At 44.1% G+C, this 24,150-nt stretch carries 25 protein-coding genes; 16 read left to right on the plus strand and 9 right to left on the minus strand.

The features are described from left to right. Positions 1 to 432: 432 nt before the first annotated feature. The 4 genes from tsaE to tsaD are packed head-to-tail and all read left to right on the plus strand — an operon-like array spanning position 433 to position 3,031. Positions 433 to 888, plus strand: coding sequence for a tRNA (adenosine(37)-N6)-threonylcarbamoyltransferase complex ATPase subunit type 1 TsaE (gene tsaE, locus UFB30_RS10015; RefSeq protein WP_322421553.1), 456 nt, complete (start codon positions 433 to 435; stop codon positions 886 to 888). Beyond that, positions 885 to 1,583 (plus strand): tRNA (adenosine(37)-N6)-threonylcarbamoyltransferase complex dimerization subunit type 1 TsaB, encoded by a 699-nt coding sequence (tsaB, locus tag UFB30_RS10020; RefSeq protein WP_322421554.1) that lies wholly within the window; start codon positions 885 to 887, stop codon positions 1,581 to 1,583. The genes tsaE and tsaB overlap by 4 nt, the downstream gene beginning before the upstream one ends. Beyond that, positions 1,576 to 2,031, plus strand: coding sequence for a ribosomal protein S18-alanine N-acetyltransferase (gene rimI, locus UFB30_RS10025; protein ID WP_322421555.1), 456 nt, complete (start codon positions 1,576 to 1,578; stop codon positions 2,029 to 2,031). Before tsaB ends, rimI begins: the two co-directional genes overlap by 8 nt. Then, entirely contained in the window at positions 2,021 to 3,031 is a 1,011-nt protein-coding gene (gene tsaD / locus UFB30_RS10030) for a tRNA (adenosine(37)-N6)-threonylcarbamoyltransferase complex transferase subunit TsaD (RefSeq protein WP_322421556.1), read from the plus strand. Before rimI ends, tsaD begins: the two co-directional genes overlap by 11 nt. A 358-nt stretch (positions 3,032 to 3,389) precedes the next feature. Here tsaD and UFB30_RS10035 read toward each other — a convergent pair whose 3' ends face one another. Beyond that, positions 3,390 to 3,638 (minus strand): hypothetical protein, encoded by a 249-nt coding sequence (locus UFB30_RS10035; RefSeq protein ID WP_322421557.1) that lies wholly within the window; start codon positions 3,636 to 3,638, stop codon positions 3,390 to 3,392. A 377-nt stretch (positions 3,639 to 4,015) separates the two neighbouring features. Here UFB30_RS10035 and UFB30_RS10040 point away from each other — a divergent pair, with 377 nt between their 5' ends. Continuing rightward, positions 4,016 to 5,293, plus strand: coding sequence for an MFS transporter (locus UFB30_RS10040; RefSeq protein WP_322421558.1), 1,278 nt, complete (start codon positions 4,016 to 4,018; stop codon positions 5,291 to 5,293). A gap of 769 nt (positions 5,294 to 6,062) precedes the next feature. Here the strand turns inward: UFB30_RS10040 and UFB30_RS10045 are convergent. Beyond that, positions 6,063 to 8,000 (minus strand): ABC-F family ATP-binding cassette domain-containing protein, encoded by a 1,938-nt coding sequence (locus UFB30_RS10045; RefSeq protein WP_322421559.1) that lies wholly within the window; start codon positions 7,998 to 8,000, stop codon positions 6,063 to 6,065. Positions 8,001 to 8,672: 672 nt separating this feature from the next. Between UFB30_RS10045 and UFB30_RS10050 the strand changes: the two genes are divergently transcribed. Genes UFB30_RS10050 through tatC form a run of 3 tightly spaced genes read left to right on the plus strand, consistent with a single transcriptional unit; the run spans position 8,673 to position 10,429 of the window. After that, the gene (locus UFB30_RS10050) at positions 8,673 to 9,344 is read left to right on the plus strand and encodes a redox-sensing transcriptional repressor Rex (protein ID WP_322421560.1); all 672 of its coding nucleotides are present in this window, start codon (positions 8,673 to 8,675) and stop codon (positions 9,342 to 9,344) included. A gap of 59 nt (positions 9,345 to 9,403) precedes the next feature. Next, positions 9,404 to 9,592, plus strand: coding sequence for a twin-arginine translocase TatA/TatE family subunit (locus UFB30_RS10055; RefSeq protein WP_322421561.1), 189 nt, complete (start codon positions 9,404 to 9,406; stop codon positions 9,590 to 9,592). An 18-nt stretch (positions 9,593 to 9,610) separates the two neighbouring features. Then, a complete protein-coding gene (gene tatC / locus UFB30_RS10060; protein WP_322421562.1) occupies positions 9,611 to 10,429 on the plus strand; it encodes a twin-arginine translocase subunit TatC in 819 nt (272 codons plus the stop codon). Between the two features lie 447 nt (positions 10,430 to 10,876). Here the strand turns inward: tatC and UFB30_RS10065 are convergent, their stop codons facing one another. Both UFB30_RS10065 and UFB30_RS10070 read right to left on the minus strand, forming a co-directional pair. Then, positions 10,877 to 11,080, minus strand: coding sequence for a YdiK family protein (locus UFB30_RS10065; protein WP_322421563.1), 204 nt, complete (start codon positions 11,078 to 11,080; stop codon positions 10,877 to 10,879). Further along, positions 11,081 to 11,830, minus strand: coding sequence for a CPBP family intramembrane glutamic endopeptidase (locus UFB30_RS10070; RefSeq protein ID WP_322421564.1), 750 nt, complete (start codon positions 11,828 to 11,830; stop codon positions 11,081 to 11,083). 651 nt (positions 11,831 to 12,481) lie between these two features. Here UFB30_RS10070 and groES point away from each other — a divergent pair. The 3 genes from groES (at position 12,482) to UFB30_RS10085 (ending at position 15,079) form a co-directional block, all read left to right on the plus strand. Beyond that, the gene (groES, locus tag UFB30_RS10075) at positions 12,482 to 12,766 is read left to right on the plus strand and encodes a co-chaperone GroES (protein ID WP_322421565.1); all 285 of its coding nucleotides are present in this window, start codon (positions 12,482 to 12,484) and stop codon (positions 12,764 to 12,766) included. A gap of 61 nt (positions 12,767 to 12,827) precedes the next feature. Then, entirely contained in the window at positions 12,828 to 14,450 is a 1,623-nt protein-coding gene (groL, locus tag UFB30_RS10080) for a chaperonin GroEL (RefSeq protein WP_322421566.1), read from the plus strand. Between the two features lie 215 nt (positions 14,451 to 14,665). Next, complete coding sequence (locus UFB30_RS10085) at positions 14,666 to 15,079, plus strand: hypothetical protein (RefSeq protein ID WP_322421567.1); 414 nt, start codon at positions 14,666 to 14,668, stop codon at positions 15,077 to 15,079. 138 nt (positions 15,080 to 15,217) lie between these two features. On the opposite strand, the gene UFB30_RS10090 is transcribed toward UFB30_RS10085, so the two are convergent. Together UFB30_RS10090 and UFB30_RS10095 are read right to left on the minus strand one after the other, a co-directional pair. Next, positions 15,218 to 15,649 (minus strand): NUDIX hydrolase, encoded by a 432-nt coding sequence (locus UFB30_RS10090; protein WP_322421568.1) that lies wholly within the window; start codon positions 15,647 to 15,649, stop codon positions 15,218 to 15,220. A 47-nt stretch (positions 15,650 to 15,696) separates the two neighbouring features. Further along, a complete protein-coding gene (locus UFB30_RS10095; protein WP_322421569.1) occupies positions 15,697 to 16,461 on the minus strand; it encodes an SDR family NAD(P)-dependent oxidoreductase in 765 nt (254 codons plus the stop codon). Between the two features lie 165 nt (positions 16,462 to 16,626). On the opposite strand from UFB30_RS10095, the gene UFB30_RS10100 reads away from it, so the two are divergent. Then, positions 16,627 to 17,166: a DUF6143 family protein gene (locus UFB30_RS10100; protein WP_322421570.1), complete on the plus strand. Its 540-nt coding sequence runs from the start codon at positions 16,627 to 16,629 to the stop codon at positions 17,164 to 17,166. A 21-nt stretch (positions 17,167 to 17,187) separates the two neighbouring features. On the opposite strand, the gene UFB30_RS10105 is transcribed toward UFB30_RS10100, so the two are convergent. Continuing rightward, the gene (locus UFB30_RS10105; RefSeq protein WP_322421571.1) at positions 17,188 to 17,961 is read right to left on the minus strand and encodes an alpha/beta hydrolase; all 774 of its coding nucleotides are present in this window, start codon (positions 17,959 to 17,961) and stop codon (positions 17,188 to 17,190) included. A 352-nt stretch (positions 17,962 to 18,313) separates the two neighbouring features. Between UFB30_RS10105 and UFB30_RS10110 the strand changes: the two genes are divergently transcribed. The 3 genes from UFB30_RS10110 to UFB30_RS10120 all read left to right on the plus strand — a co-directional run bounded on the left by UFB30_RS10110 (position 18,314) and on the right by UFB30_RS10120 (position 20,893). Beyond that, positions 18,314 to 18,469, plus strand: coding sequence for a hypothetical protein (locus UFB30_RS10110; RefSeq protein ID WP_322421572.1), 156 nt, complete (start codon positions 18,314 to 18,316; stop codon positions 18,467 to 18,469). Positions 18,470 to 18,634: 165 nt separating this feature from the next. Continuing rightward, positions 18,635 to 19,612, plus strand: a complete 978-nt coding sequence (locus UFB30_RS10115; protein WP_322421573.1) for a glycerophosphodiester phosphodiesterase family protein — start codon at positions 18,635 to 18,637, stop codon at positions 19,610 to 19,612. Between the two features lie 225 nt (positions 19,613 to 19,837). Further along, a complete protein-coding gene (locus tag UFB30_RS10120; protein ID WP_322421574.1) occupies positions 19,838 to 20,893 on the plus strand; it encodes a bifunctional transcriptional activator/DNA repair enzyme AdaA in 1,056 nt (351 codons plus the stop codon). A gap of 316 nt (positions 20,894 to 21,209) precedes the next feature. Here the strand turns inward: UFB30_RS10120 and UFB30_RS10125 are convergent, their stop codons facing one another. Further along, complete coding sequence (locus UFB30_RS10125) at positions 21,210 to 21,653, minus strand: YndM family protein (protein ID WP_322421575.1); 444 nt, start codon at positions 21,651 to 21,653, stop codon at positions 21,210 to 21,212. A 409-nt stretch (positions 21,654 to 22,062) separates the two neighbouring features. Then, positions 22,063 to 22,554 (minus strand): GNAT family N-acetyltransferase, encoded by a 492-nt coding sequence (locus UFB30_RS10130; protein ID WP_322421576.1) that lies wholly within the window; start codon positions 22,552 to 22,554, stop codon positions 22,063 to 22,065. 492 nt (positions 22,555 to 23,046) lie between these two features. On the opposite strand from UFB30_RS10130, the gene UFB30_RS10135 reads away from it, so the two are divergent. After that, positions 23,047 to 24,144, plus strand: a complete 1,098-nt coding sequence (locus tag UFB30_RS10135) for a pyridoxal-phosphate dependent enzyme (RefSeq protein ID WP_322421577.1) — start codon at positions 23,047 to 23,049, stop codon at positions 24,142 to 24,144. The last annotated feature ends 6 nt before the right edge of the window (positions 24,145 to 24,150 follow it).

Raw genomic sequence — 24,150 nt, forward strand, 5'->3', positions numbered from 1 at the left:
CCGTGGTGTAGCGGTTAACATGCCTGCCTGTCACGCAGGAGATCGCCGGTTCGATCCCGGTCGGGACCGCCATTTAGTTTCCATGACACTGGTCATGGTTATTTTTTTGTTTAAAGAAGACACTTTTTCGTGTAAACTATTGATGATAGATGAAACTGACAGACTGACTCCGCGTGGGTGAGTCTTTTTTATTGATAAAGTATAGGTTTAAAAAGATTGTGCAATGACCGCTGTTGATTTCCGTGGAGGACTGCGCTTTCCGCGGCCGGACAGTGAGCCCCCTTAATGCTGCGCATTTTCGGGGTCTCACGTGTCCTTTCCTGCCGCAGGAGTCTCCGTCCTCCACTACAATCAACAGCTGGATTGAGTTTTTATATCTGGTTATAACCTACACAATGTTATTTGATCTTATAGCATAACGGGGTGAATGAATTGAAGACATACGAATGGAGATCTTCTTCTTCTGAGGAGACATCTGCTTTTGCGGAAAAGCTTGGCGCGCTATTAACGGCTGGAGATGTGCTGACGCTAGAGGGTGACCTTGGTGCGGGGAAGACCACATTTACAAAAGGGCTGGCAAAGGGTCTTGAGATTAAGCGTACGGTTAACAGCCCGACTTTTACAATTATGAAGGAATACCAGGGGAGACTGCCGCTTTACCATATGGATGTGTATCGTGTGGAGGATGAGTTTGAGGACCTTGGGTTTGATGAGTATTTTAATGGTGAGGGCGTTTGTGTGGTTGAGTGGGCGCATTTGATTGCGGATCAGCTGCCTGAAGAGCGTCTTGAACTGTTTATTTATTATATAGATGAGGCGTCGAGAAGGTTTGAGCTTGTGCCGCGGGGCGAACGTTATGAATCGTTATGTGAGGAGATTTTAGGATGATTGTACTTGCAATTGATACGTCGAATCAGCCGTTATCTCTTGCTGTCATGAAGGACGGGGCAGTGATGGGTGAGAAGCTGATTAATATAAAGAGAAATCATTCGCTGCAGGCGATGAGTGCGGTTGAGGAGCTGCTTGCTTCACTTGATGTGGCACCTGCTTCACTTGGACGGATTGTTGTGGCGAAGGGACCGGGATCTTATACAGGTGTCAGAATTGGCGTGACGCTTGCGAAGACGCTTGCCTGGTCTTTGAAGATTCCGATTGTGGGTGTGTCGAGTCTGCTTGGTCTTGCATGGCCAGGAAAGTATTTTGATGGGGTCGTTGTACCACTGATGAATGCGCGGAGAGGCAATGTGTACACGGGGCTTTATGAGTATCGTGATGGCTGGCAGACGCTTGCTGAGGATCGCAATCTGGCGATGAGTGACTGGCTCGCACATTTAGCTACGCGCGAAGAGAATGTGTTGTTCGCCGGTGCTGATGTGGATGTGTTCTGGGAAGAGATCCAGTCGGTGCTTGGTGAGCGTGCTTACCGGGTGTCTGAAGACGAGGCGTATCCGCGTGCCGCTGTGATGGCGAAGCATGCTGAAGGATTGCCGGATGAGGACGCGCACGGGTTTGTGCCGAATTATATCCGCCTTGCAGAAGCGGAGGCAAACTGGCTGAAAGAGCAGGAAAGAAAGAATGGATGAGATCCGCTTTCGCTGGATGACCTATGGGGATATAGATGATGTGCTTGCGGTTGAGATGGCTTCATTCAGTGCGCCGTGGAGCCGTGAAGCATTTGAGAATGAGATGACGATTAATCAGTTTGCGAAGTATCTGCTGCTTGAGGTGGATGGTACGGTTGCTGGCTATTGTGGGCTGTGGCTTGTGATGGATGAGGCGCATATTACGAATGTGGCCGTTGTACCTGAGCTGAGAGGCAGAAAGCTTGGCGAGAAGCTGATGGTAAAAGTGATGGATATGCTGCGCGATGAAGGGGTAAAGATGATGACACTTGAGGTCAGAGTCAGTAATCATATCGCACAGTCCCTTTATGAAAAGCTTGGTTTTTCAAGAGGCGGTATCAGGAAAAATTATTATTCAGATAATGGAGAGGATGCATTAGTCATGTGGGTGAAGTTAAATGAGCAGTGAGACACTGATTTTGGGCATTGAGACGAGCTGTGATGAGACTGCTGCATCTGTTGTGAGAAATGGAACGGACATTGTATCGAATGTAGTGGCTTCACAGATTGAAAGTCATAAGCGTTTTGGCGGTGTGGTACCTGAGATTGCTTCACGTCACCACGTTGAGCAGATGACGATTGTGGTGGAGGAAGCATTGGAGCAGGCTGAGGTCACGATGGATGAGATTGATGCAATTGCTGTGACTGAGGGACCTGGACTGGTTGGTGCACTGATTATTGGTGTGAATGCAGCAAAAGCAATTGCGTTTGCGCATCAGAAGCCTTTGATTGGTGTGCATCACATTGCGGGACATATTTATGCGAACCGTTTAATAGAAGAAATGAAGTTTCCGCTCCTATCGCTTGTGGTGTCAGGCGGACATACGGAGCTTGTATTAATGAAGGAACACGGTTCTTTTGAAGTGATTGGTGAGACGCGTGATGATGCTGCGGGTGAGGCTTATGATAAAGTGGCGAGAACGCTTGGACTGCCTTATCCGGGTGGCCCGCATATTGATAAGCTCGCGCATGAGGGAACGCCTTCAGTGAAGCTTCCGAGAGCGTGGCTTGAGGAAGGCTCATATGATTTCAGCTTTAGCGGATTGAAGTCTGCAGTGATTAATACGCTCCATAATGCAGAGCAGCGCGGTGAGGAGATTGACGTGAAAGACCTAGCTGCAAGCTTTCAGGAGAGCGTAGTAGAGGTACTGACAGAGAAAACGAAGCGCGCAGTTGAAGAGTATGGCGTGAAGCAGCTGTTACTCGCAGGTGGCGTTGCGGCGAATAAGGGCTTGCGTACACGGCTTACTGAGATGTTTGATGAGAGAGAGGATCTTGAGCTGATCATTCCACCGCTGTCACTTTGTACGGATAACGCGGCGATGATTGCGGCTGCCGGTACTGTGTTGTATGAGCAGGGGAAAAGGTCTGCTTTGGATTTGAATGCGAATCCGGGGTTGATGTTATAAAGAAGGGACGTCTGCAGAGGCAGGCGTCCTTTTTTTCGATTCATGAATTGACATTCCAAATGAAATAATACATTCCAATGTTAATCGTACACAGGGCAATACCTATGAGTGAAGGCAATAAGAGTTTTGTAAAAGCACTGTGACTTTTCCTTCTGCCCGCAATATGGAGTGCACCGAAAAGGATCCCTGTAATCGCGATGATTGGAAATGCATTTCCCACTAAAATAAAGACCTCCCAGAAAAAATGTATTCCAGGCGCAAGGTAGATAAATAAGCTTAAGATACTTAGTAAAAGTCCTATAAAAAATGAGATATATGACATGATTTAACCCCCTGGGAGCAATATATAGTGAGTGAACTATTCATGCTTTGTCATCCGCTTTTCAAATATTGTCCAGGCTGAAAAAATCACTAAAACAGATATAAAAATCACGACAAGATAGTTAAACAGCATATTGAAATCCATTTCATTAATCATCATCGAAGCACCGGGATATTCAGCGCTATACTGAAAAAACAGCGGGTCATCAGGGTATATAAGGAGAGAAATGAGCACACCAATCACCATGCCGAATATGAGTGATAACCAAAACTTTTTAATGGTCATTCTCCTTTCTGAGAACTATTTTATGGGGAAATTTATAAGGTAAGTGTATCATCAATAGGAATTTAATTCCTTTAAATTTTCGCTTTGTTAAAGTTGGCTGTTGATTTCCGCTTCAGGGGGACGCTTTCCGCGGCCGGGCGGTGAGCCCGCAGGCTTCGCCATGCCAGGTCTCACACGTCCCTTCCTGCCGCAGGAGTCGCCCCCTTCCGCTACAATCACCAGCTGTGCAGAAACATCAATGATCTTTAACATAGCTTAAATTTTAAAAGGTGATTGAAAAGCTCGAAATTTTTTCGGTTATCTTCAACCTCCCTTTGATTAAATAAACCCCGGGGCGTACAATACAAGTAATGATGGATGAAACGGAGATGTAAGCCATGGAAAGAGACATTCAAGTCTACATAGATAGTGAAGAAAAGCGTACGCAGCTTTATAAAAGAACGCTGTGGGTGGTTGTACTTTCGCAGATCTTCGGTGGAGCGGGGCTTGCTGCCGGAATTACAGTTGGTGCGCTTCTTGCTCAGGATATGCTTGGAACTGACAGCTATGCAGGTCTGCCGGTTGCGCTTTTCACACTTGGTTCTGCAGGAGCGGCGCTATTGGTCGGAAGGCTGTCTCAAAAAGCAGGAAGGCGTATTGGACTTGGAACAGGCTTTATCACTGGTGGAATCGGAGCACTTGGTGTTGTCGGAGCTGCCGTATGGGAGAGTGTGCCGCTATTATTGATTTCCTTATTAATTTACGGTGCAGGAACAGCAACCAACCTGCAGGCACGTTATGCAGGAACGGATCTTGCGAATGATCAGCAGCGTGCGACAGCTGTCAGTATTGCGATGGTATCAACGACGCTTGGTGCGGTAGCCGGACCGAATCTGGTTGGTGTCATGGGCAGGTTCGCTGAATCGATCGGAGTACCGGCGCTTGGCGGCCCGTTTATTTTAGCTGCGGCAGCTTATATTGCAGCAGGAATCGTATTACTAATCATGTTAAAGCCTGATCCACTATTAATTGCGAGGGCATTCTCCGACTCAGTAAAAGAGGAGTCAGCGCCAGTTGATCAGTTTGACGTTTCCGGTCTGAAAAGAAGGGGCGTCATTACAGGAGCAGTCGTCATGGTGCTGACACAGATTGTGATGGTAGCAGTGATGACGATGACGCCTGTACACATGGGGAACCATGGGCATGAACTCAGTGCAGTCGGATTAGTCATCGGACTCCATATTGCCGCGATGTATCTGCCTTCGTTAATTACAGGTGTGCTGGTTGATAAGCTTGGACGGACATTTATGGCAGCAGCTTCAGGCATAACACTGCTGGCGGCTGGTGTAGTCGGTGCAGTTGCGCCGGGAGAGTCGCTGACAGGAATGATTATTGCGCTGATGTTACTTGGGCTCGGCTGGAACTTCGGCCTGATCAGCGGAACCGCAACAATCGTAGATGCCACACACCCTTCAGTACGGGCAAAAACGCAAGGGACAGTGGATGTCTTTATCGCATTATCCGGAGCGGCAGGCGGTGCACTCTCAGGAATGGTCGTCGGCGCATCCAGTTTTTCAATTCTATCACTCGGAGGCGGATTATTATCATTAATTTTAATCCCGATGATCTTCTGGGCAAGAGGAACAAAATCCATGAGAAGCCAAACTCAGCTGTGAAAAAGCTGAGTTTTTCTGTGGATAAGCTGTGGGTAAGTATGAAAAAGGTTGTATATAACTCGGCGTGTCGTTTTATGTGGATAATGTTAATAATTGTGTACAACCCTGTGGGTAATGTGTATAACTCTGTTGAAAAGCATGAAAACGCTGTGCGTAGTGTGCATAACTCTGTGCATTGTCATCATTCTGTTACACTGCGTTCACATTATATACATATTTGATTTGCAATTTTCACACAAATATAAGCGAAAAGTTATTCACAATTGCCTGATATTTCGGAAATGGAAGGATGGGGGAGAATGAGCGGGATTTGAAGAGAAATTGGGTGGGGTGGGGGTTTTAGTTTGTGAAATGTTTGGCAAAATTTTGCTGGCGCGTGCGTAGGTCAAATCACACTTTTCTGCGAACTGCAGCGGTTTTTCTCTGAACAAGGTCGTTTATTCTTTGAACATGGGATGTTTTTCTACGAACCAGAGGTGTTTTTCTACGAACCAGAGGTGTTTTTCTCCGAACATGCCTTGGGTTTCTATGAACCACCCCAACCGGCAAAGTATAGAAGTCTAATGAAGGCGCGGACTGGGTAAAATGACACAATCTCCGGAACCACATGCGAAATGTCCTGAACGACACGAGTAATCTCCTGAACATCCGTGGTAATCTCATGAACCACACGCCAAATCTCCGGAACACCCGCCATAATCTCCTGAACCAACCAACAGCCAACAAAAAACAGGAACCCCAAAAGGATCCCTGCCAAACAATCACTCACTCACTCACTCAATTCCTCTTCCAGCTCAGCCCACTCCTCAAGCAGCTGATCCATCTCAGCTTTTGCCTGATCAATGGCCTGATTTGACTCCATCACACGCTCATGATCCTGGAAAATCTCAGGGTCACACAGCAGATTCTCATGCTCTTCAATCGTCCCTTCAAGCTCCGTGATCAAAAGCTCAATTTCTTCAAGGCGTCTGCGCTTTTTCCGCTCAGCCTTCTGCTTTTCCTTATCCAGCGCAAAGGCTGATTTATCCGTCGGCTTTTCTGCAGCCGGCGCTTTCTCCAGGCGCTCACGTTCTTCAATCGCCGCCAGCTCAGCAATCTCACTCAGCTTTTCCATATAGTAGTCATAGTCACCAAGATATTCCGTGCTGCCGTCAGCAGAAAGCTCCAGCACCTTAGTCGCAAGTCTATTGATAAAATAACGGTCGTGCGATACAAACAGGATCGTGCCCGGGTAGTCGATCAGCGCATTCTCCAAAATCTCTTTGCTGTCGAGATCCAGGTGGTTGGTCGGCTCATCTAAAATCAGCAGATTCGATTTCTGCATCATCAGCTTGGCAAGCGCAAGACGAGCTTTCTCGCCACCGCTAAGCGTCGAAACCGGCTTCAGAACGTCATCCCCCGAAAAGAGGAAGTTGCCAAGCACCGTACGGATATCCTTTTCATTTTTCATCGGATAATCATCCCAGAGCTCATTTAACACTGTTTTATTAGAATGCAGTTCTGCCTGCTGCTGGTCGTAGTAGCCGATGCTGACATTTGATCCGTATTGAATCTGTCCCGCAAGCGCCGGCAGCTTTTTCACAATCGTTTTTAAAAGGGTGGACTTCCCAACACCGTTAGGACCGATCAGTGCGATACTGTCCTCACGCGTGATGGCTGCATTGATGTTTTGCGAAACAGGGGCATCATAGCCGACTGAGAGATCCTGCAGCTTCAGGACGTCGTTCCCGCTTTGCCGGTCAATGGAGAAGCCGAAGCTTGCTGATTTCTCATCACCTTTTGGACGATCCATTCTGTCCATTTTCTGCAGCTTTTTACGGCGGCTTTGTGCCATTTTCGTCGTCGAAGCCCGCGCAAGGTTTCGCGCGACAAAGTCTTCCATCTTCGCAATCTCTTCCTGCTGCTTTTCAAATTCCTTCATCTCGCGCTCATAATCAAGCGCCTTCTGATCCAGATAGCGGCTGTAGTTGCCGTGGAACTTCTTCGAGCGCTTACGTGAGATCTCCACAACCTGATTGACGATTTTATCTAAAAAATAGCGGTCATGCGAGACAATTAAAATTGCCCCTGGGTAACCCTGCAGATAAGACTCAAGCCAGCTGAGCGTATCAATGTCCAGGTGGTTGGTCGGCTCATCGAGGATCATGACGTCAGGCTTGGTTAATAGCAATTTACCCAGAGCAAGACGGGTTTTCTGACCGCCGCTCAGTGTAGAAATCGGCGTGTCATAATCAAACGACTGAAAGCGCAGGCCGTGGAGCACGGTTCTGATATCCGCTTCATATTGATAACCACCGGCATCTTTGAACTGCACTTGCAGCTCATCATATTCAGTCATTACGCGGTTATAGCGTTCTGCATTTTCATAAACGTCCGGATCTGCCATCTGCTGCTCGGCTTCACGCAAACGTTTTTCCATATCCTTTAAGTAATCAAATACAGTCATCATTTCTTCCCAGATTGACAGCTCGGATTCAAGTCCGCTGTGCTGCTCCAGGTAGCCGATCCACACACCTTTTGGCTTATTAATATCACCGTCATCATGTGAAAGCTGACCCGCGATAATCTTTAAAAGGGTGGACTTCCCGGCACCATTCCGGCCGACAAGCGCAATCCGGTCCTTCGTCTGGACTTCAAGCTTTATATTCGCAATAATCTCCTCAGCGCCAAATGACTTGGAGAGGTTATTGACCTGTAATAAAATCATTCGCTGTTCACCTCATTTTTCTACCTTTAAGTGTATCGCACCAGCGCGATGATAAGCAACGAACTGTCATTGTGAAAAAACTTGCATACTTTGCAAGCGGATACCTTAATGGTGTATGATACAATAGGGACTTGGATTGTATTTAAAAGGAATTTGTTGTGAAAGATTGTTCTTATATAAGTGGTTGTTGAGCTGCGCTTCAGGCGGATGCTTTCCGCGGGACGACGCTGAGCCTCCTCGGCTTCGCCTGCGGGGTCTCAGCTGTCCGTCACATCCCGCTGGAGTCGCCGCCTTACGCTACGCTCAACGCTTTAAAAATAGAGACAACTTCACCACAAAGACCTACATTATAGTTTGATAAATGAGAGAGTAAACCTATACGAAATTAGATTTACTCTCTCAGCTGACCCTTGGAGCAGAGGGCGGAGACTCCCGCCCAGGAAGGGTCAGGTGAGACTCAGCATGCGAAGCATGAGGAGGCTCACCGCCCGGGGGCAGGAAAGCGCAGCCCTCTGCGGAAAGGGTCAGCGGTTTCGAAGTGTGATCAGGGTGCAGTCCTGCACGGAGATCATCCGCATTAGAACCATCAACAACATATAGATTTGGAAGCGTTCACAGCTTCACTTTACATGCGGTGTCTATGGCACTGTTGGATTTAGGGGGAGTACAGGAATGAGTCAGGAACAAATGAAGATTCCTCAGGCAACGGCGAAGCGGCTGCCGCTTTACTACCGTTTTCTGAAGAACCTGCATTCATCAGGAAAGCAGCGTGTTTCTTCGAAAGAGCTGAGCGATGCTGTAAAGGTGGATTCAGCAACAATCAGACGTGATTTTTCTTATTTTGGTGCACTAGGCAAAAAGGGTTATGGGTATAATGTTGAGTATCTGCTGTCCTTTTTCCGAAAAACACTTGATCAGGATGAGACCACAAAGGTTATACTGATTGGTGTCGGAAATCTGGGTACTGCGTTTTTACATTATAATTTCCTGAAGAACAACAACACGAAGATTGAAATGGCGTTTGACGCCGATCCTAAAAAGGCTGGGACTTCGATTGGTGAAGTGCCTGTGTATGCGATGGATGATCTGGAGGAAAAGGTGAGGGAGAGCAACATTGAAGTCGCGATCCTGACTGTGCCGGCCGGTCCTGCACAGGGAATCACTGACCGCCTGATTGATCTGAAGGTAAAAGGCATTCTGAATTTCACACCTGCAAGGCTGTCTGTGCCTGAGCATATGAGGATCCATCATATTGATCTTGCCGTTGAGCTTCAGTCACTCATTTATTTCCTGAAGAATTATGGAACAGAAGACGTAGAAACGTCACAATTAGAAGAAATATAGAATAGCCAAAATGCTTAATTTATTTTATGATAAGAGAAGAAAGAGGAGGTGCATGCATCATGTTACCAGGTGGAATCAGCCTTGCCGTGATCGCAGTCGTTGCATTATTAATTTTTGGTCCTAAAAAACTGCCGGAGCTAGGGAAAGCAGCAGGCAGCACCCTTCGTGAATTCAAGGATGCAACAAAAGGACTTGCAGATGACGATGATGATGTAAAAGACACAAAGAAAGACGAAAAACAGCAATAATTACGGGATGGTGGCCATATGAACCAGCAAGATATGACCGTCCATGAACATATAGGTGAAATAAGAAAACGACTCATCATTGTAGTCGTTTTCTTTGTCATTTCGATGGTAGGAGGCTTCTTCTTAGCAGAGCCGCTGATGAAATTCCTCCAGTCTTCAGACGAAGCCGCGCAAATGACATTGAATGCATTCCGGGTAACGGATCCTGTAAAGATCTATTTCCAGATTATCATGTTCACTGCGTTGATCATGACGGCACCAGTTATACTGTATCAGCTTTGGGCGTTTATCAGTCCGGGTCTGCATGACAGAGAGCGGAAGGTAACACTCAGTTATATCCCTGCTTCAGTCATTCTGTTTTTAGCAGGCCTTGCGTTTGCATATTTTATTCTATTCCCATTCGTTGTCCGTTTCATGATGAACCTGTCGAACAACCTGGAGATTGAACAGGTCATCGGGATCAACGAATTCTTCCAGTTCTTATTCCAAATGACAATCCCGTTCGGCTTCTTATTCCAGCTGCCGGTGATCATGTTATTTATCACAAGACTGGGGATCGTCACACCAATGTTTCTGGCAAGCATCCGTAAGTACGCATACTTCGGACTGCTCGTCGTCGCAGCCTTTGTGACACCGCCGGACATCTTCTCACACATGATCGTAACCGTACCGCTGATTCTCTTATACGAAATCAGCCTGTGGATTGCGAAAATCGGTTATAAGAAAGCACAAAAAGCAGAAGCCGAGCAGCGTGAGCTAGAAGAACAGGAACGCAGAGAGCGGATCGACCGCGAACTTGCGAAAAAAGCAGCAATGAAGGAGAACAGCGGGGAGTGATTCCTGCTGTTTTCTTTTTTTGGGGGTTGGTTTGGGTGTGGTTCAGGAGATTATGGTGGGCGTTCAGGAGATTTCAGGTGAGGTTCATGACATTTTCATGGGCGTTCAGGAAATTACATAGGACGTTCCGAAGATTTGGCTGATGGTTCAGGAAATCGTGTCATTGTACTGCTCTCCGGTGTGGTGAATGAAGTTTATGATGACCATGGTGGTCGCCTGCACGTGTGGTTCTTAGAAAAATGAGTATTGTTCGTAGAAAAACCATCAAGGTTCTTAGAATCATCAGCCATGTTCGGAGAAAAAACGGACACCTTCTCAGAAAAAACAGGGTGGTTCGTAGAAAAGTGTAATTGTACCTACGTCCGAACCGCGCTTTTTGCCCTTAGCCACGCCCCGGTCCCGCCACAATCCCCCAACCCAAAACAAAAAAGCAGCGGCCCAAAGCCGCTACTTCTTATCCTTCATATGCTTCTTAATCTTAAAGTGGAGTCCAATCAGCCTCAAGCCTGCCCCGATATCATACGTTGCAAACGCAACAAACAGGTAGGCGAAGAAGCCCCAGCCGTTTTCGTTTACGCTATTTACAGCGAAGTAGACGAAAAATACCCCAAGTATTAGATAGAAGACACCGTGTCCTAATGGAGATTTCATTTACAAAATTCCTCCTATTGCAAAGCGCCACAGTACGAAGACTGCTTCATTCAGTTCAATCATACGCTGAATCTCGTCAGCAAAGAAGAACTGGGTCATCACGACAAATGTGTTGATCGCCATATGTGCGATGATTGGAACGATGATTCGTTTAGTATATGCATAAAGAAATGCGAATGCATAGCCCATTGCCGCATATATCAGAATATGTGTGAAGTCAAAGTGAATCACCGCGAAGATCAGCGCACTGATCAGTCCTGAGATAAAGAAATTATACTTACGGTAGAACCAGCCGAAGATCACGCCACGGAAGACAATTTCCTCTAAAATTGGTCCAATGACCGCGACCGCTACTGCAGCGAGCGGGACATATGACAGCAGGCTGATGATGTCAGCTGTATTTTGTGATCCCGGGTCAATCCCGATCAGCGTCTCAATGCCGACTGCAATCGCCTGACTGAAGAATGCCAGGAAGATCCCGATAAATGACCACAGCGCCGCCATCCCCGGACTTGCCTTTTTACCCGGCAGATCCATGACGCCTTTATTTTTATTCATGATCAGTAAAATAATGATCAGCGCAATTGTAAAGCTGATAAAGATCCAGTAGCCCGATATTGAATACAGCAGCACGGCAGGCTCACTGTCGCTGACCATTCCGCTGATAAATAATGCGAGTGGTACAGCGATAAATGTGGAAAGCTGCATAGCCACGTATGTGATTAATATAATGAGAAAGGTGCGGTTCACAATCATACTCCTTTGAAATAGATTCGTTCTGTTTATTCTACTATTGAACTACACCACCTTCAATTGATAGCTACGATGTCAGACGTATTAAGTAGACATTTTGTGAATAGGGTGTGGAGGATGTGCTTTTGAAAACCGCTGTCCTTCTCCGTGCAGGACTTCGCTTTCCTGCCCCCGGGCGGTGAGCCTCTTCACGCTTCGCATGCTGAGTCTCACCTGTCCCTTTTCCGGGGCGGGAGTCTTCGTCCTGCACTCCGAAGGACAGCTGAAGAGTATTCATCACACGATACATTCATAAAACTGGACAAGTCTACATATTAAAAGGGGGTGTGACTTTTCAACTTAGTGAGTATTACATAATATCTTCATCCAACTCAGCTGGCTCTTGTAGTGGAGGACGTAGACTCCTGCGGCATAGAAGCGACAGCTGAGACCCCGGAGAGCGAAGCTTGAGGAGGCTCAGCGCGCGGCCGCGGAAAGCGAAGTCCTCCACGGAAAGAGACAGCGGTTACTATAAACAAATTTTTTAAAAAATTTAAGCCCATCACACTTGCAAAAACAACTGGAATTATTTAAACTAATACTTGTGTTAGCACTCAGATATACAGAGTGCTAATAAAGAATGAACATAATTCAAGGAGGTTGTTTCACTTGTTAAAACCATTAGGTGATCGCGTAGTAATTGAGCTGGTTGAGTCTGAGGAGAAAACATCAAGCGGGATTGTACTTCCGGATAGTGCGAAAGAAAAGCCGCAGGAAGGTAAGATCGTTGCCGTAGGTACAGGACGTGTGCTAGAAAACGGTGAGCGTGTTGAGCTTGAAGTATCTGTTGATGACCGTATCATCTTCTCTAAATACGCTGGAACAGAAGTGAAATACCAGGGCACAGAATACCTTATCCTTCGCGAAAGTGATATTCTGGCTGTCGTAAACTAATTCAATCATTAAAAACACATAAGTTTTAAAATCATATTACATTCTGGGAGGAACCTTACAAATGGCTAAAGAAATTAAATTTAGTGAAGAAGCACGCCGCTCAATGCTTCGCGGTGTTGATCAGCTTGCTGATGCAGTAAAGGTAACACTTGGACCAAAAGGACGTAACGTTGTTCTTGAAAAGAAATTCGGCTCACCGCTGATTACAAATGACGGTGTAACGATTGCTAAAGAAATCGAGCTTGAAGATGCATTTGAAAACATGGGTGCAAAGCTTGTAGCTGAAGTAGCAAGCAAGACAAACGAAATCGCTGGTGACGGTACAACAACTGCAACGGTTCTTGCACAGGCAATGATCCGTGAAGGTCTGAAAAACGTAACAGCTGGTGCTAACCCTGTTGGCGTACGTAAAGGGATCGAAAAAGCGGTTCAGTCTGCACTTGAAGAACTGAAAGCAATCTCTAAGCCAATCGAAGGCAAAGATTCAATCGCACAGGTTGCAGCAATCTCAGCAGCTGACGAAGAAGTTGGCCAGCTGATCGCTGAAGCTATGGAGCGCGTTGGAAACGACGGCGTTATCACAATTGAAGAATCAAAAGGCTTCACAACAGAGCTTGACGTTGTAGAAGGTATGCAGTTCGACCGCGGATACGCATCTCCATACATGGTGACTGACTCTGACAAAATGGAAGCAGTACTTGAAAATCCATATATCCTGATCACTGACAAGAAGATCGGCAGCATTCAGGAAGTACTTCCTGTGCTTGAGCAGGTTGTACAGCAGAACAAGCCGCTTCTAATCGTTGCTGAAGACGTTGAAGGTGAAGCACTTGCAACACTTGTTGTGAATAAGCTTCGCGGAACGTTCAACGCAGTAGCTGTGAAAGCACCAGGATTCGGCGACCGTCGTAAAGCAATGCTTGAAGACCTGTCAATCCTTACTGGCGGTGAAGTGATCACTGAAGACCTTGGGCTTGATCTGAAGTCTGCAAACATTTCACAGCTTGGACGCGCAGCGAAAGTTGTTGTTACAAAAGAAAACACAACAGTTGTTGAAGGCGCAGGAAACGCTGAGCAAATCGGCGGACGCGTTGCACAAATCCGTTCTCAAATCGAAGAATCAACTTCTGAATTTGATAAAGAAAAACTTCAGGAACGCCTTGCGAAGCTTGCAGGCGGCGTAGCAGTTATCAAAGTTGGTGCTGCAACTGAAACTGAACTGAAAGAGCGTAAACTCCGCATTGAAGATGCACTGAACTCAACGCGCGCAGCTGTTGAAGAAGGTATCGTATCTGGTGGTGGTACAGCCCTTGTAAATGTATACAACAAAGTCGCTTCAATTGAAGCAGAAGACGACGTGGCAACTGGTATCAACATCGTGCTTCGTGCACTTGAAGAGCCAATCCGCCAAATCGCACACAACGCAGGCCTTGAAGGCTCTATCATCGTTGACCGCCTGAAGAAAGAAGAAGTCGGCGTAGGCTTCAATGCTGCTAACGGCGAATGGGTTAACATGATCGAAGCTGGTATCGTGGATCCAACTAAGGTTACACGCTCAGCACTTCAAAACGCTGCATCAGTAGCAGCAATGTTCCTAACAACAGAAGCTGTCGTAGCAGACATTCCAGAAGAGAATGCTGGCGGCGGAATGCCTGATATGGGCGGTATGGGCGGCATGATGTAAATCATCAACCGTTCAGAAAGGACTCTCTCTCACTTGGTGGGAGGGAGTTTTACTTTGTTTAAATGATTTATCTAAAATTAAAAATGTCATACACTGTATTTTGACAACATATTTTGAGGTTTAATAAACGATTGAAAGTTAGAAAGCGGTATTATTAATAATAAAGGAATTTATTTAGTTCGATTAAAAATAGTTTTTTTCTAAGGAGAGCTATGGTGAAGAAGAAACGGATGATGAACACTGACAATGAGCAGTTAATTACTCTATATAAAAAAATCAGCCAGTTGAAAAGGGATTTAAGTAACGAGACAGATAAACTAAAAAAGAGAAAAATAACAAAAGAAATAAAAAAAATCCAAGGTGGAATACCTCATCTTAAAAGACAAATATATGAAAGAGAGAAACGGGCTAATAACAGTGCAAAAAAAGGACATTCACAGCAGGATATTCTTATAAAACAAGAGGAAAAGCTAAGGGAATTGCGTGCAAAAGAATACTTAGAGACAAGAAAAAACATCATTAGCAAAGGGTTACGTCCGAAAGAAACAGATAAATCTGACAAATCATGTTCGTCGTGTGGTGCTCCATACAATTTCAATTCTGGTTTTAGCAGGTGTAGGTGTAGCTAGTAGTTTGAGTCATTGTTAAGCATCTAAAATTTGTTATTACAAAATTATGACCCTGTGTATAACATAATTCCCACACAACTTAATTCAACGAAATCGTGCAGGAGCTGTATTTGACACAGGGAACACTTTTAAAAAACCTTATACAAGAGAGTCTTTATCAGAGAAGAGTCTCTCTTTAACCAACTCCACCTGCTCGATCATATGACCAATATTTCCTTCTCCGGCATATAAGGACATATCAAAAAAGTTACGGTCTAAATCAGACCAGTAAAGTATATTTTCATCACCAGTCACAGCTACATCTCTATTCAATCTACCTGCATAAACTTCAACGTAACAATTTTGGATATGGTAGGCGAAATCCATTACATGATGAAGAGTAATATCTTTATTAGATATATTGGTCTCTTCAAGAAGCTCTCTATAAGCGGCTTCTATACCTGGCTCACCATTTTCAATTTTGCCACCTACTAAATTGCTTAACCCTTTATAGGGATCCTTCAGCCGTTCACACATTAATAACTTATCCATCTCTTTGTTATAAATCATTAATACGTTATAACCCTGCATGCTATCACGTCCTTGTTAAAAACCTGAACTATTTCAAACCGTACAGATCAGTCCGCTTTCTTCCTCGAAGTATACCCAAAAACCGGTCCCATCAACTCAAACGCATAACTCTCACTATTCACCTTCCCAAGCACCTGTTCACTATCATAAAGCTCCAGCATAAACCCAGCCATCTCTTTAGCCGTATGGAATTTCTGTACGTTCTCACTGTAGCTGAACTCATCAATCTCCCGTGCTGTTTTGACGAATTCGGTTTCTGTCATGGAAGGTGCCAGGATTTTCACTTTCAGGGCAGCTCCGTTATCCTGAAGCTCCTGGGCAAGTCCTTCTGTGAATGCACTTACGTAAAATTTGGTCGCAGCATATGTAACTGCGTTTGGCACGATTCTGTAGCCCAAGTCAGATGATACATTGATAAGCTGCGCACCATCGCGGTCAGCATAATCGTGTGCGTATAGTGTTGATAGGGTAGTGAGTGCTTCAACGTTTACACGGAGCATTTTTTCAATTTTCGTTACATCTTGCTCAGCAACTGCGGCACTATTCCCGAAGCCGGCGTTGTTAACAAAGGTTTCAATATCGTATTCTTTGAGACTCTCATATAACGCATGAACCTGTTCGCTTTCAGAAAGGTCTGTCGGTCTAATGATGACGTCCAGATCAGCGTTCATACTTTGGATTTTCTCTTTCAGATTGTTGAGCTCGGCTTCACGTCTTGCCACGAGAATCAGGTTTTTATCCCGTGATGCGAAAGCGAGTGCAGCTTCGTAGCCAATTCCTGAGCTTGCGCCTGTGATCACTGTATACTTCATCTGAATTCCTCCATTGAAATGTATTATGAACCTTCTCTTATCGTACTGTTAACTTTAACCAGAAAGCAAATGATGTGTGGTTCATGACAAACAATTTGAACACCCCAGCCTCACCTCCTGAATAGCTTAATATGAAGAGCATTCTCTAAAAGGGAGGCAAATTTCATGTCATCGTTCCATGATGATCACCTAAAAAAAGTGGTGAATATTCCTAACCCGCTGTATCAATCCTTACAGGGGAGATATTTTGTCGGACAGACGGAACATCTTCGGCTGGGAAAAGGAAAGAATGCGTGGGGAGGTCTGGTGAATCCATCAACATCTGATGTCGATTTATTTGTAAATGCGTTTACGATCACCAATCATTCGACTCAACCCTTTGAAGCTGAAATCTGGTTTAATCCTATCACTCCCGGGAAGCCGCAGATTTCGAAAAATGTAACGCCTGCGAACACAACCATTTGTCCGCTGCCAGAGCCGAAAGTAAAAATCGAGTACGCTGATTGTGTGAAAGGGTTTCCGAAAAAGGGGGTCATGGCATTCAGGAGGATTGTGCCGCCGCAAAGCACTTTGACCAGTGATGAAGATGGGAAATTCATCTTTCCACCTGGGGGGTCATTCATTATCTTTCTTGTGTCGCCGAATCATGAAATGATCCAGGCGGAGGTTGCGTTTGGCTGGTTTGAAAAACATATGAAGAAATAGCATGCTAAAAAGGTCAGCCGATTACAGGCTGACCTTTTTTAAATGGCTTGCTGCAGACTGATGCTGAATAAACCGGAGAGATTCCCTGATGATCTTTTCTTTATCATAATCCATAGAAGCCACGTGATAGGAGTTGTCCAGTACATGCTTTGACTTCAGTTCTGATTGAACAGATTGAAGGATGTAGTTTGTGTTTTCAGGCGGTACCACATGATCAATGGTGGATTGGAAGCATGTGATTGGTGTTTTGACTAAGGGCAGTCTCTTTTTCACAACATCCATGTAAGTTAGTAGTTGCTGATAGGCAAAAGCGGGCACTTCCGGGTAAGTGATCTCTGTGACGTTCGGATCCTTAATATCGGGCGCGCCTTCTTTTATAAAATGAGTCGGCGCCAGGTGATGATAGTGAGCCATTGCCGGAACGTGAATGGCAGGGTTAATTAATAGAATGCCATCAATATCCTGATAACGGCTGGCAAGGTCTAACGTTAGTGTGCCACCCATGGATTGTCCGATGACATATACGGTTGTGCAGCGCGCTTTCAGATCCAGGTAGGCTTTTTCAAGGCTTGAAAACCAGTCGGAAAATGTACAGTGTTCCAGATCTTTAGCATGCGTGCCGTGGCCTGTAAGTCTTGGTGCTGAGACGGTATAACCCTCTCTGGCAAAAGCTTTCCCTATGTATTCCACGCTTTGAGGGGTTCCGATAAATCCGTGACATAGCAGTATGCCGATCTCACTGCCTTCATAGTAAAAAGCTTCTGCGCCTGGGATGACCTGATATGCTTCCTTCATGATATTCTCCTTCCTGAATCTGAACTTCTGCTGATTTTAAAATTTATTTAGTCGCTCTTACTATTACTGGTATTTAACAACAATAATTCCTATCTGTCAACTAGGAATTAAAAATTCACTCTTTAAAATGCGCTGATCTTTCACTAAAAACTTGTAAGCTAGGGTGAAAAGCGGGTGCTGAGATCATATTAGCTGTGGAATTGTGTGAGCATTGTATCTGACACAGGGAACATTTCTAAGAATCCATATTCTATATGATAAAATGATGTTGTCATAAATTTTCAAAAATAGCTCCTTTAATGGAAGATGAATCGAGTAAATTCTATGTCTTATAAGTAACGGGAGGTCCATGATGCAAAAGGCAATCACTGTGCATTATCAATCCGATAAAAAGAATAACGTAAGTGAGTTAAATCAGCTGCTTGAAGAGGGATGGAAGGTTGTATCCCAGAGTCCTGTCGGGTTGGTGCCAATAGTATCGTCCCTGGTTATTCTGGAGAAAGAGTAGAGAGCGATATGATAATGACCGCCTTTTGAAAGGGCGTTTTTTTTTAGACTCCGGGTGTGTTAGGTGGACTGAGACCTTCTACATGTAAATAAAAGACGATAGAATATCATCAGGGTCGAGTGTGACGTTGCAAAATTAAATCATACATAAAGGAATGACATTCGAATGAAGAAAGTAAAAAAAGTTTTTAAATTCATGATTGTATTCATTCTTTTACTAACGGCTTTTATGTATCTGAATAATAGTTCGCTATTTGTTCAGGAAGAAGAAGGGGAACCAATATTACTGGCTCACAGAGGCCTGGCTCAAACGTTTCCGATGGAAGGGATAACCGGAGAGACGTGCACTGCAGAAATGATCTATGATCCTGAACACCCTTATCTGGAAAATACAATTCCCTCGATGGAAGCAGCTTTTGAAGAAGGGGCAGATATAGTGGAAATTGATATTCACCCTACGATAGATGGGGAATTCGCTGTTTTTCATGACTGGACACTTGATTGCAGAACTGATGGAACCGGGACGACAAGAGACCATTCAATGGAAGAGCTTAAAGCGCTGGATGTCGGCTATGGTTATACCGCGGACAATGGAGAGACATATCCTTTTCGAGGGAAAGGAATTGGATTGATGCCGACGTTGAATGAAGTGTTAACACACTTTCCGGATAAAGAATTCTTAATTCACATTAAAAGCAATGATCCGGCTGAAGGTGAGCAATTAGCTGACTATCTGGATGAGTACACGGAGGAAAGGAAAGCTGACTTATCTGTATATGGCGGGGATGAACCTGTTCTGGCTTTAAAGGAGAAATTGCCTGAGTTGCGTGTGATGTCAAAACAGACGCTGAAAAGCTGCCTGCTATCTTATGAAGCAATCAGTTGGACGGGGTATATACCTGACGCCTGTAAAAACACTCAACTTCATCTTCCGGAAAAGTATGCCTCATACATTTGGGGATACCCGGGTAAGTTCTTAAATAGAATGGAAGGCGTCAATACCAGGGTGATTCTTGTAGCTGGTGAGGGTGAGTGGTCAGAAGGGTTTGATCAGGAGTCAGACCTTCAGCGTATACCTGAGGACTATGATGGCGGGCTTTGGACAAATCGAATTGACCGCATCGCTCCTTTGATCAAAGAGTGAGTGTTGCATTTCAAGCAGCGCAAACGTGAAGTTGTCCATTCAAATGATGGAATAACGCAAAGCCTCTCTTGAACATGTCAGGAGGGGCTTTCTTATACAGTTTATTCCCTGCCTCAATGACTGGGGGTAAATTAAAATAAAATCACTGCCTGATTTCCGGCTGCGCAAGTTTTTATTCTGATTATAATAGAGATAAGAATACGTAAGGAATGAGGTGTTCAGCGAATGACTGACGATAAAAAACAGGAGTTTTATAAAGCGTTGCTTGAGAAGGATTCAGCATACGAGGGATTATTCTTTGTAGGCGTGAAAAGTACCGGCGTTTTTTGCCGTCCGACCTGCCCGGCAAGGAAGCCGAAGTTTGAGAATTGTGAGTTTTATAACACAGCTGAAGAGGCACTGCTGGCTTCATTCCGTCCCTGCAGAAGATGCTCGCCGCTGTCTCATCCGAACCAGGTATCTGAGCTTGTTCAGACACTCGTACAGGCAGTAGAAGAAAATCCGGAGAAAAAATGGCGTGAGAAAGACTTTCGGGAACTGGCTGTTGATGAATCAACAGCGCGGCGGCAATTCAAGAAACGCTTTGGGATGACCTTTGTTCAATATGCACGTGCAAGGCGAATGGGAATTGCGATGAAGGAAATCAGAGCGGGCAAGCCCATGATTGATGCCCAGCTGAGCACAGGCTATGAATCAGGGAGCGGCTTCCGGGATGCATTCTCAAGGATTATGGGGGATGCGCCAGCTTCAGCTAAAGACAATCAGATCCTTAAAGCATCCTGGATTGATACGAGATTGGGTCCGATGATCGCGATTGCAGATGAAGATGCTCTGCTCCTGCTAGAGTTTGTTGACCGGCGCGGTTTGGAAAAAGAAGTTGAAGTCCTCAGAAGCAAAACCCGTTCAGCAATTATTCCGGGAAAGACAAGACCCATTGAATCAATTGAGAGAGAACTGGATCTGTATTTCAAAGGTGAGCTGACTGAATTTCATACACCAGTCAGATTGATCGGAACGCCGTTTCAACTGAAGGTATGGGACAAGCTGAAGCAAATTCCGGCTGGTGAAACACGCTCCTATACTGACATCGCTTGTGAAATCGGAAAGCCAACCGCTGTACGTGCAGTTGCGAGAGCTAATGGGTCAAATCAGCTGGCACTTATCATTCCATGTCACCGGGTCATCCTCAGTGACGGTTCAACAGGCGGGTATGCCGGAGGGTCTGCTAGAAAGAAATGGCTGTTAGAGCTGGAAAGTAAGCGTCATTACCAGAATCAATGAATATCGGTTTCGAAAAGAAGTGAGAGGGCGTTTAATCTTTCACTTCTTTTTAATTTGAATGGCGCATTAATAAGTTTTTGTGCATGTCTAAGGGGGATACGCTTTATTTTGTCAGTAATCATGCGGATGGCAGAGGGAATCCCGGGGAAAATAATGATCAGTAGTACAGGGTTGTGCTTTTGGAATCAGGTTAACACCATACGATAGTACTCTCATGTGTTGAGGGGTTACGCTATAAACATGTACATGAAAAGACGCTCAGGATTTTGAGCGTTTTTAATTTTGATTTATTAAACTTGGTCTGATTTAAAAATGATCACTCATCTTTTTCATATGGAAATAATTCATTTGAAGATTCAACCTGCAATTGAGTTGTTGAATTGGTTCTTTGATTTTCAGAAGGATTCTTTGCTTTTTCATGATCCAGACTGCGTGCGACAGATTGGTGGAAAAAGTACTCAAAGATGGTCAGAGATATAGCTGATATGGTCGTAGCGATAAAAACGCCATCTCCAATAGTCAAGGCATCCGTCATAAAATAAATGACCGCAAAGGATAGGATAAAGTCAGCAGTAGTGGCTACCATGTTGCTTGATTTAGACAAAATTAACAAATCACCAACGATATATGCTGCTGCAGTTAATACAATAGTGATCCACAATACATTTCCGAAAGCTACATCAAAACCAGCACCTAAGATAATACCTAAAATAACTAAAGTCGCAATAAACTTAAGGGCGAATAATTTGATATGCGTCATGATTAACACCTCCAATCCATTATAGGTTCTCCACTTGATAGTGTTTTAATCAAAAAATTATTGGAAGTTAATTCAGATAAAAAACTTGAACCGGAAGAGTAAGGAAATTTCAATACAAATGGTCTGGTCATCCTGCATCCAACTAGTTATCTTTAGCACGCAAGGCTGCCCAGGTCTCATCCGTATAGTGCACTGAGATCGTACCTTCGGGCAATAAAACAGAGATCAGTGCGCCTGGAACAGTGAAGCTTTTCAGTCATTATACGAATGGAAGAGGAATTCCCGGGGAGAATAATGATCAGTGGTATAGAGTTTGCTTTCAACATCTGATTATGAGTATGCTATCCAAACTTGAAAAAACCCCTTCTCACTTAGTAAGAAAGAGTTTTTTCGGTAAGGGAATATCATTTTAAAGCCTTTTAATTGCCAGCATCGAATTGTCCTGAATGATGCCTGTATCTTTGAAGCCAAGTGAAGCGTATAATGTTTTCGCTTTTATATTACTTGTGTGATAAAAGAGGGAAACATATTCTGCTTTTCCATCTGGCATAGATTCAATATTCCTCAACAACTGTTCAAAGGACAGTTTGCCATATCCTTTGCCCTGGAAACTTTGATCTATCATAATATGCCAAATGAAATAGCTCTTAGCTCCGTAAAAAACTTCATGTTCAAATGATTCATAATCCAATGTATCAAAGATGTACATCAAAAATCCGACGATCACTTCATCTGCATAAATCGCAAGGGGAGTGGCCGGTATCCCGTCTGTGTTAAACATATGAGCATCCGCAAAGCTTCTGAGGTTATTTGTTTCAATCAATTCTTTCTGCTCTTCTCCAACTTCAAGAGCGATGACTTCATCTATGTTATCACCGTTTATCTTTTTTAACTCAATCATCTCTTTATCTTTTCTCCCACTTTTAAACGACTTTTTTTAGTTAGACAGCTTTCTTAAAAACATATTTATTATAGCAGAAGGTAGAGCGGATCCATAACTGCATTTGCCACAGGAAACGTTTCTAAATTTAGAGAGACGGTGTAGCAAATAAGAAAAGAGATAATCACACAGTATGTCACATCTTATAAATGAACTCTCTCATGCTTAAGGGGGTCTTTATGTTATGATGAAAAAATCAATATTCTTCCTTTTGTGATTTAGTTGATACTTTGCAAACGAGGTAAACGCCAGTAGAAACTACAAATAAAAAAATAATCAGTACAATATTCTCAAGTGAGACTTTATCTATCTATAAAACTGATAATATACTCTTCTAATATAGAAACTTCTATTTTGACCTTTTTACCATTTTTTGCGACGAATCCTTTAAACAGATTCAAAATAAAATTTAGTCAAGGAAATAACAAGCTTAGTTATTAGGAGGGGTTTTCTATGTCAAAAACAATCATAAAATTAAATCGAGATCTCTTGTGTTTTCAATGTCTGCGATGCGAAAAAACATACCCGGTTGGAGATTATGATAGAGGCTGCATGGAGTGTTTTCATGAGACCAAATCATCAAGTTTGACTGCAATATATAGAGATTCAAATTCTACTAAACAGCCCTTCGATACTTATTTATCAATGGGAGAAGGTCAAACGCCTTTAATCCCAATACCCTATAATAAGCAAAGCATCTATCTGAAGAATGAAAGCATGAACCCAACCGGCTCACACAAAGACCGTTTGAGTGCATACATTGTTTCGAAAGCTTTATACAATAAGTCAAAAGGCGTTGTGATTGCCTCAAGCGGAAATGCGGGGATATCATTAGCTTCTTATGCTGCCTATGCCGGGCTTGAATGCATCGTCATTTCCACAAAAGCTCTGAATGACAAAGTAAGGACTATCATTCAAAATACAGGCAGCCAGTTAATTCTAACCGATACTGCGATGGATCGTTGGGGAATTATGGAAACTTACGTAGAAAATGGCTACTATCCAGCTACAAACTTTATAAACCCTCCAGTCGGAAGTAATCCGTATGGTGTTCAAGGGCTAAAGAATATTGCATCTGAAATTAATTTACAACTTAGTGAGAAAGAAGCAACTCACATCATCGTCCCTACTTCTAGAGCAGATTTACTTTGGGGAATTTGGGAGGGATTTAAAGAAGAAAAAGAACGGGACAGACTGCTTTTTCTTCCTAAAATGTTTGCCGTTGAGCCTTTTCCAAGATTATCTGCAGTGATAAAAGGAGCTGACTATACGCAAGAATTTAAAGGTCATACAAGTCTGCCTTCCATAGCAGGCAGCACTGTTACGTATCAAGGGGTTAAAGCATTAGCAGAATCCAATGGTCATGCTGTGGTTGTCAAAACTGATGAAGCAATTGAAGCGAAAAAAAGTCTCGAGAAACGTGGAATTCACCTTGAGGTTTCTTCAGCAGCGTCAGTTTCAGCCGTTGACATAATCACTAAAAGTTTAAAACTTAATAATGAAGCAGTTATTGTCGCGATTGGCACCTCCTCCAGTTTTATAGAAATATAATATTTT

Source organism: Jeotgalibacillus haloalkalitolerans (genome assembly GCF_034427455.1).
Classification (GTDB): domain Bacteria; phylum Bacillota; class Bacilli; order Bacillales; family Jeotgalibacillaceae; genus Jeotgalibacillus; species Jeotgalibacillus haloalkalitolerans.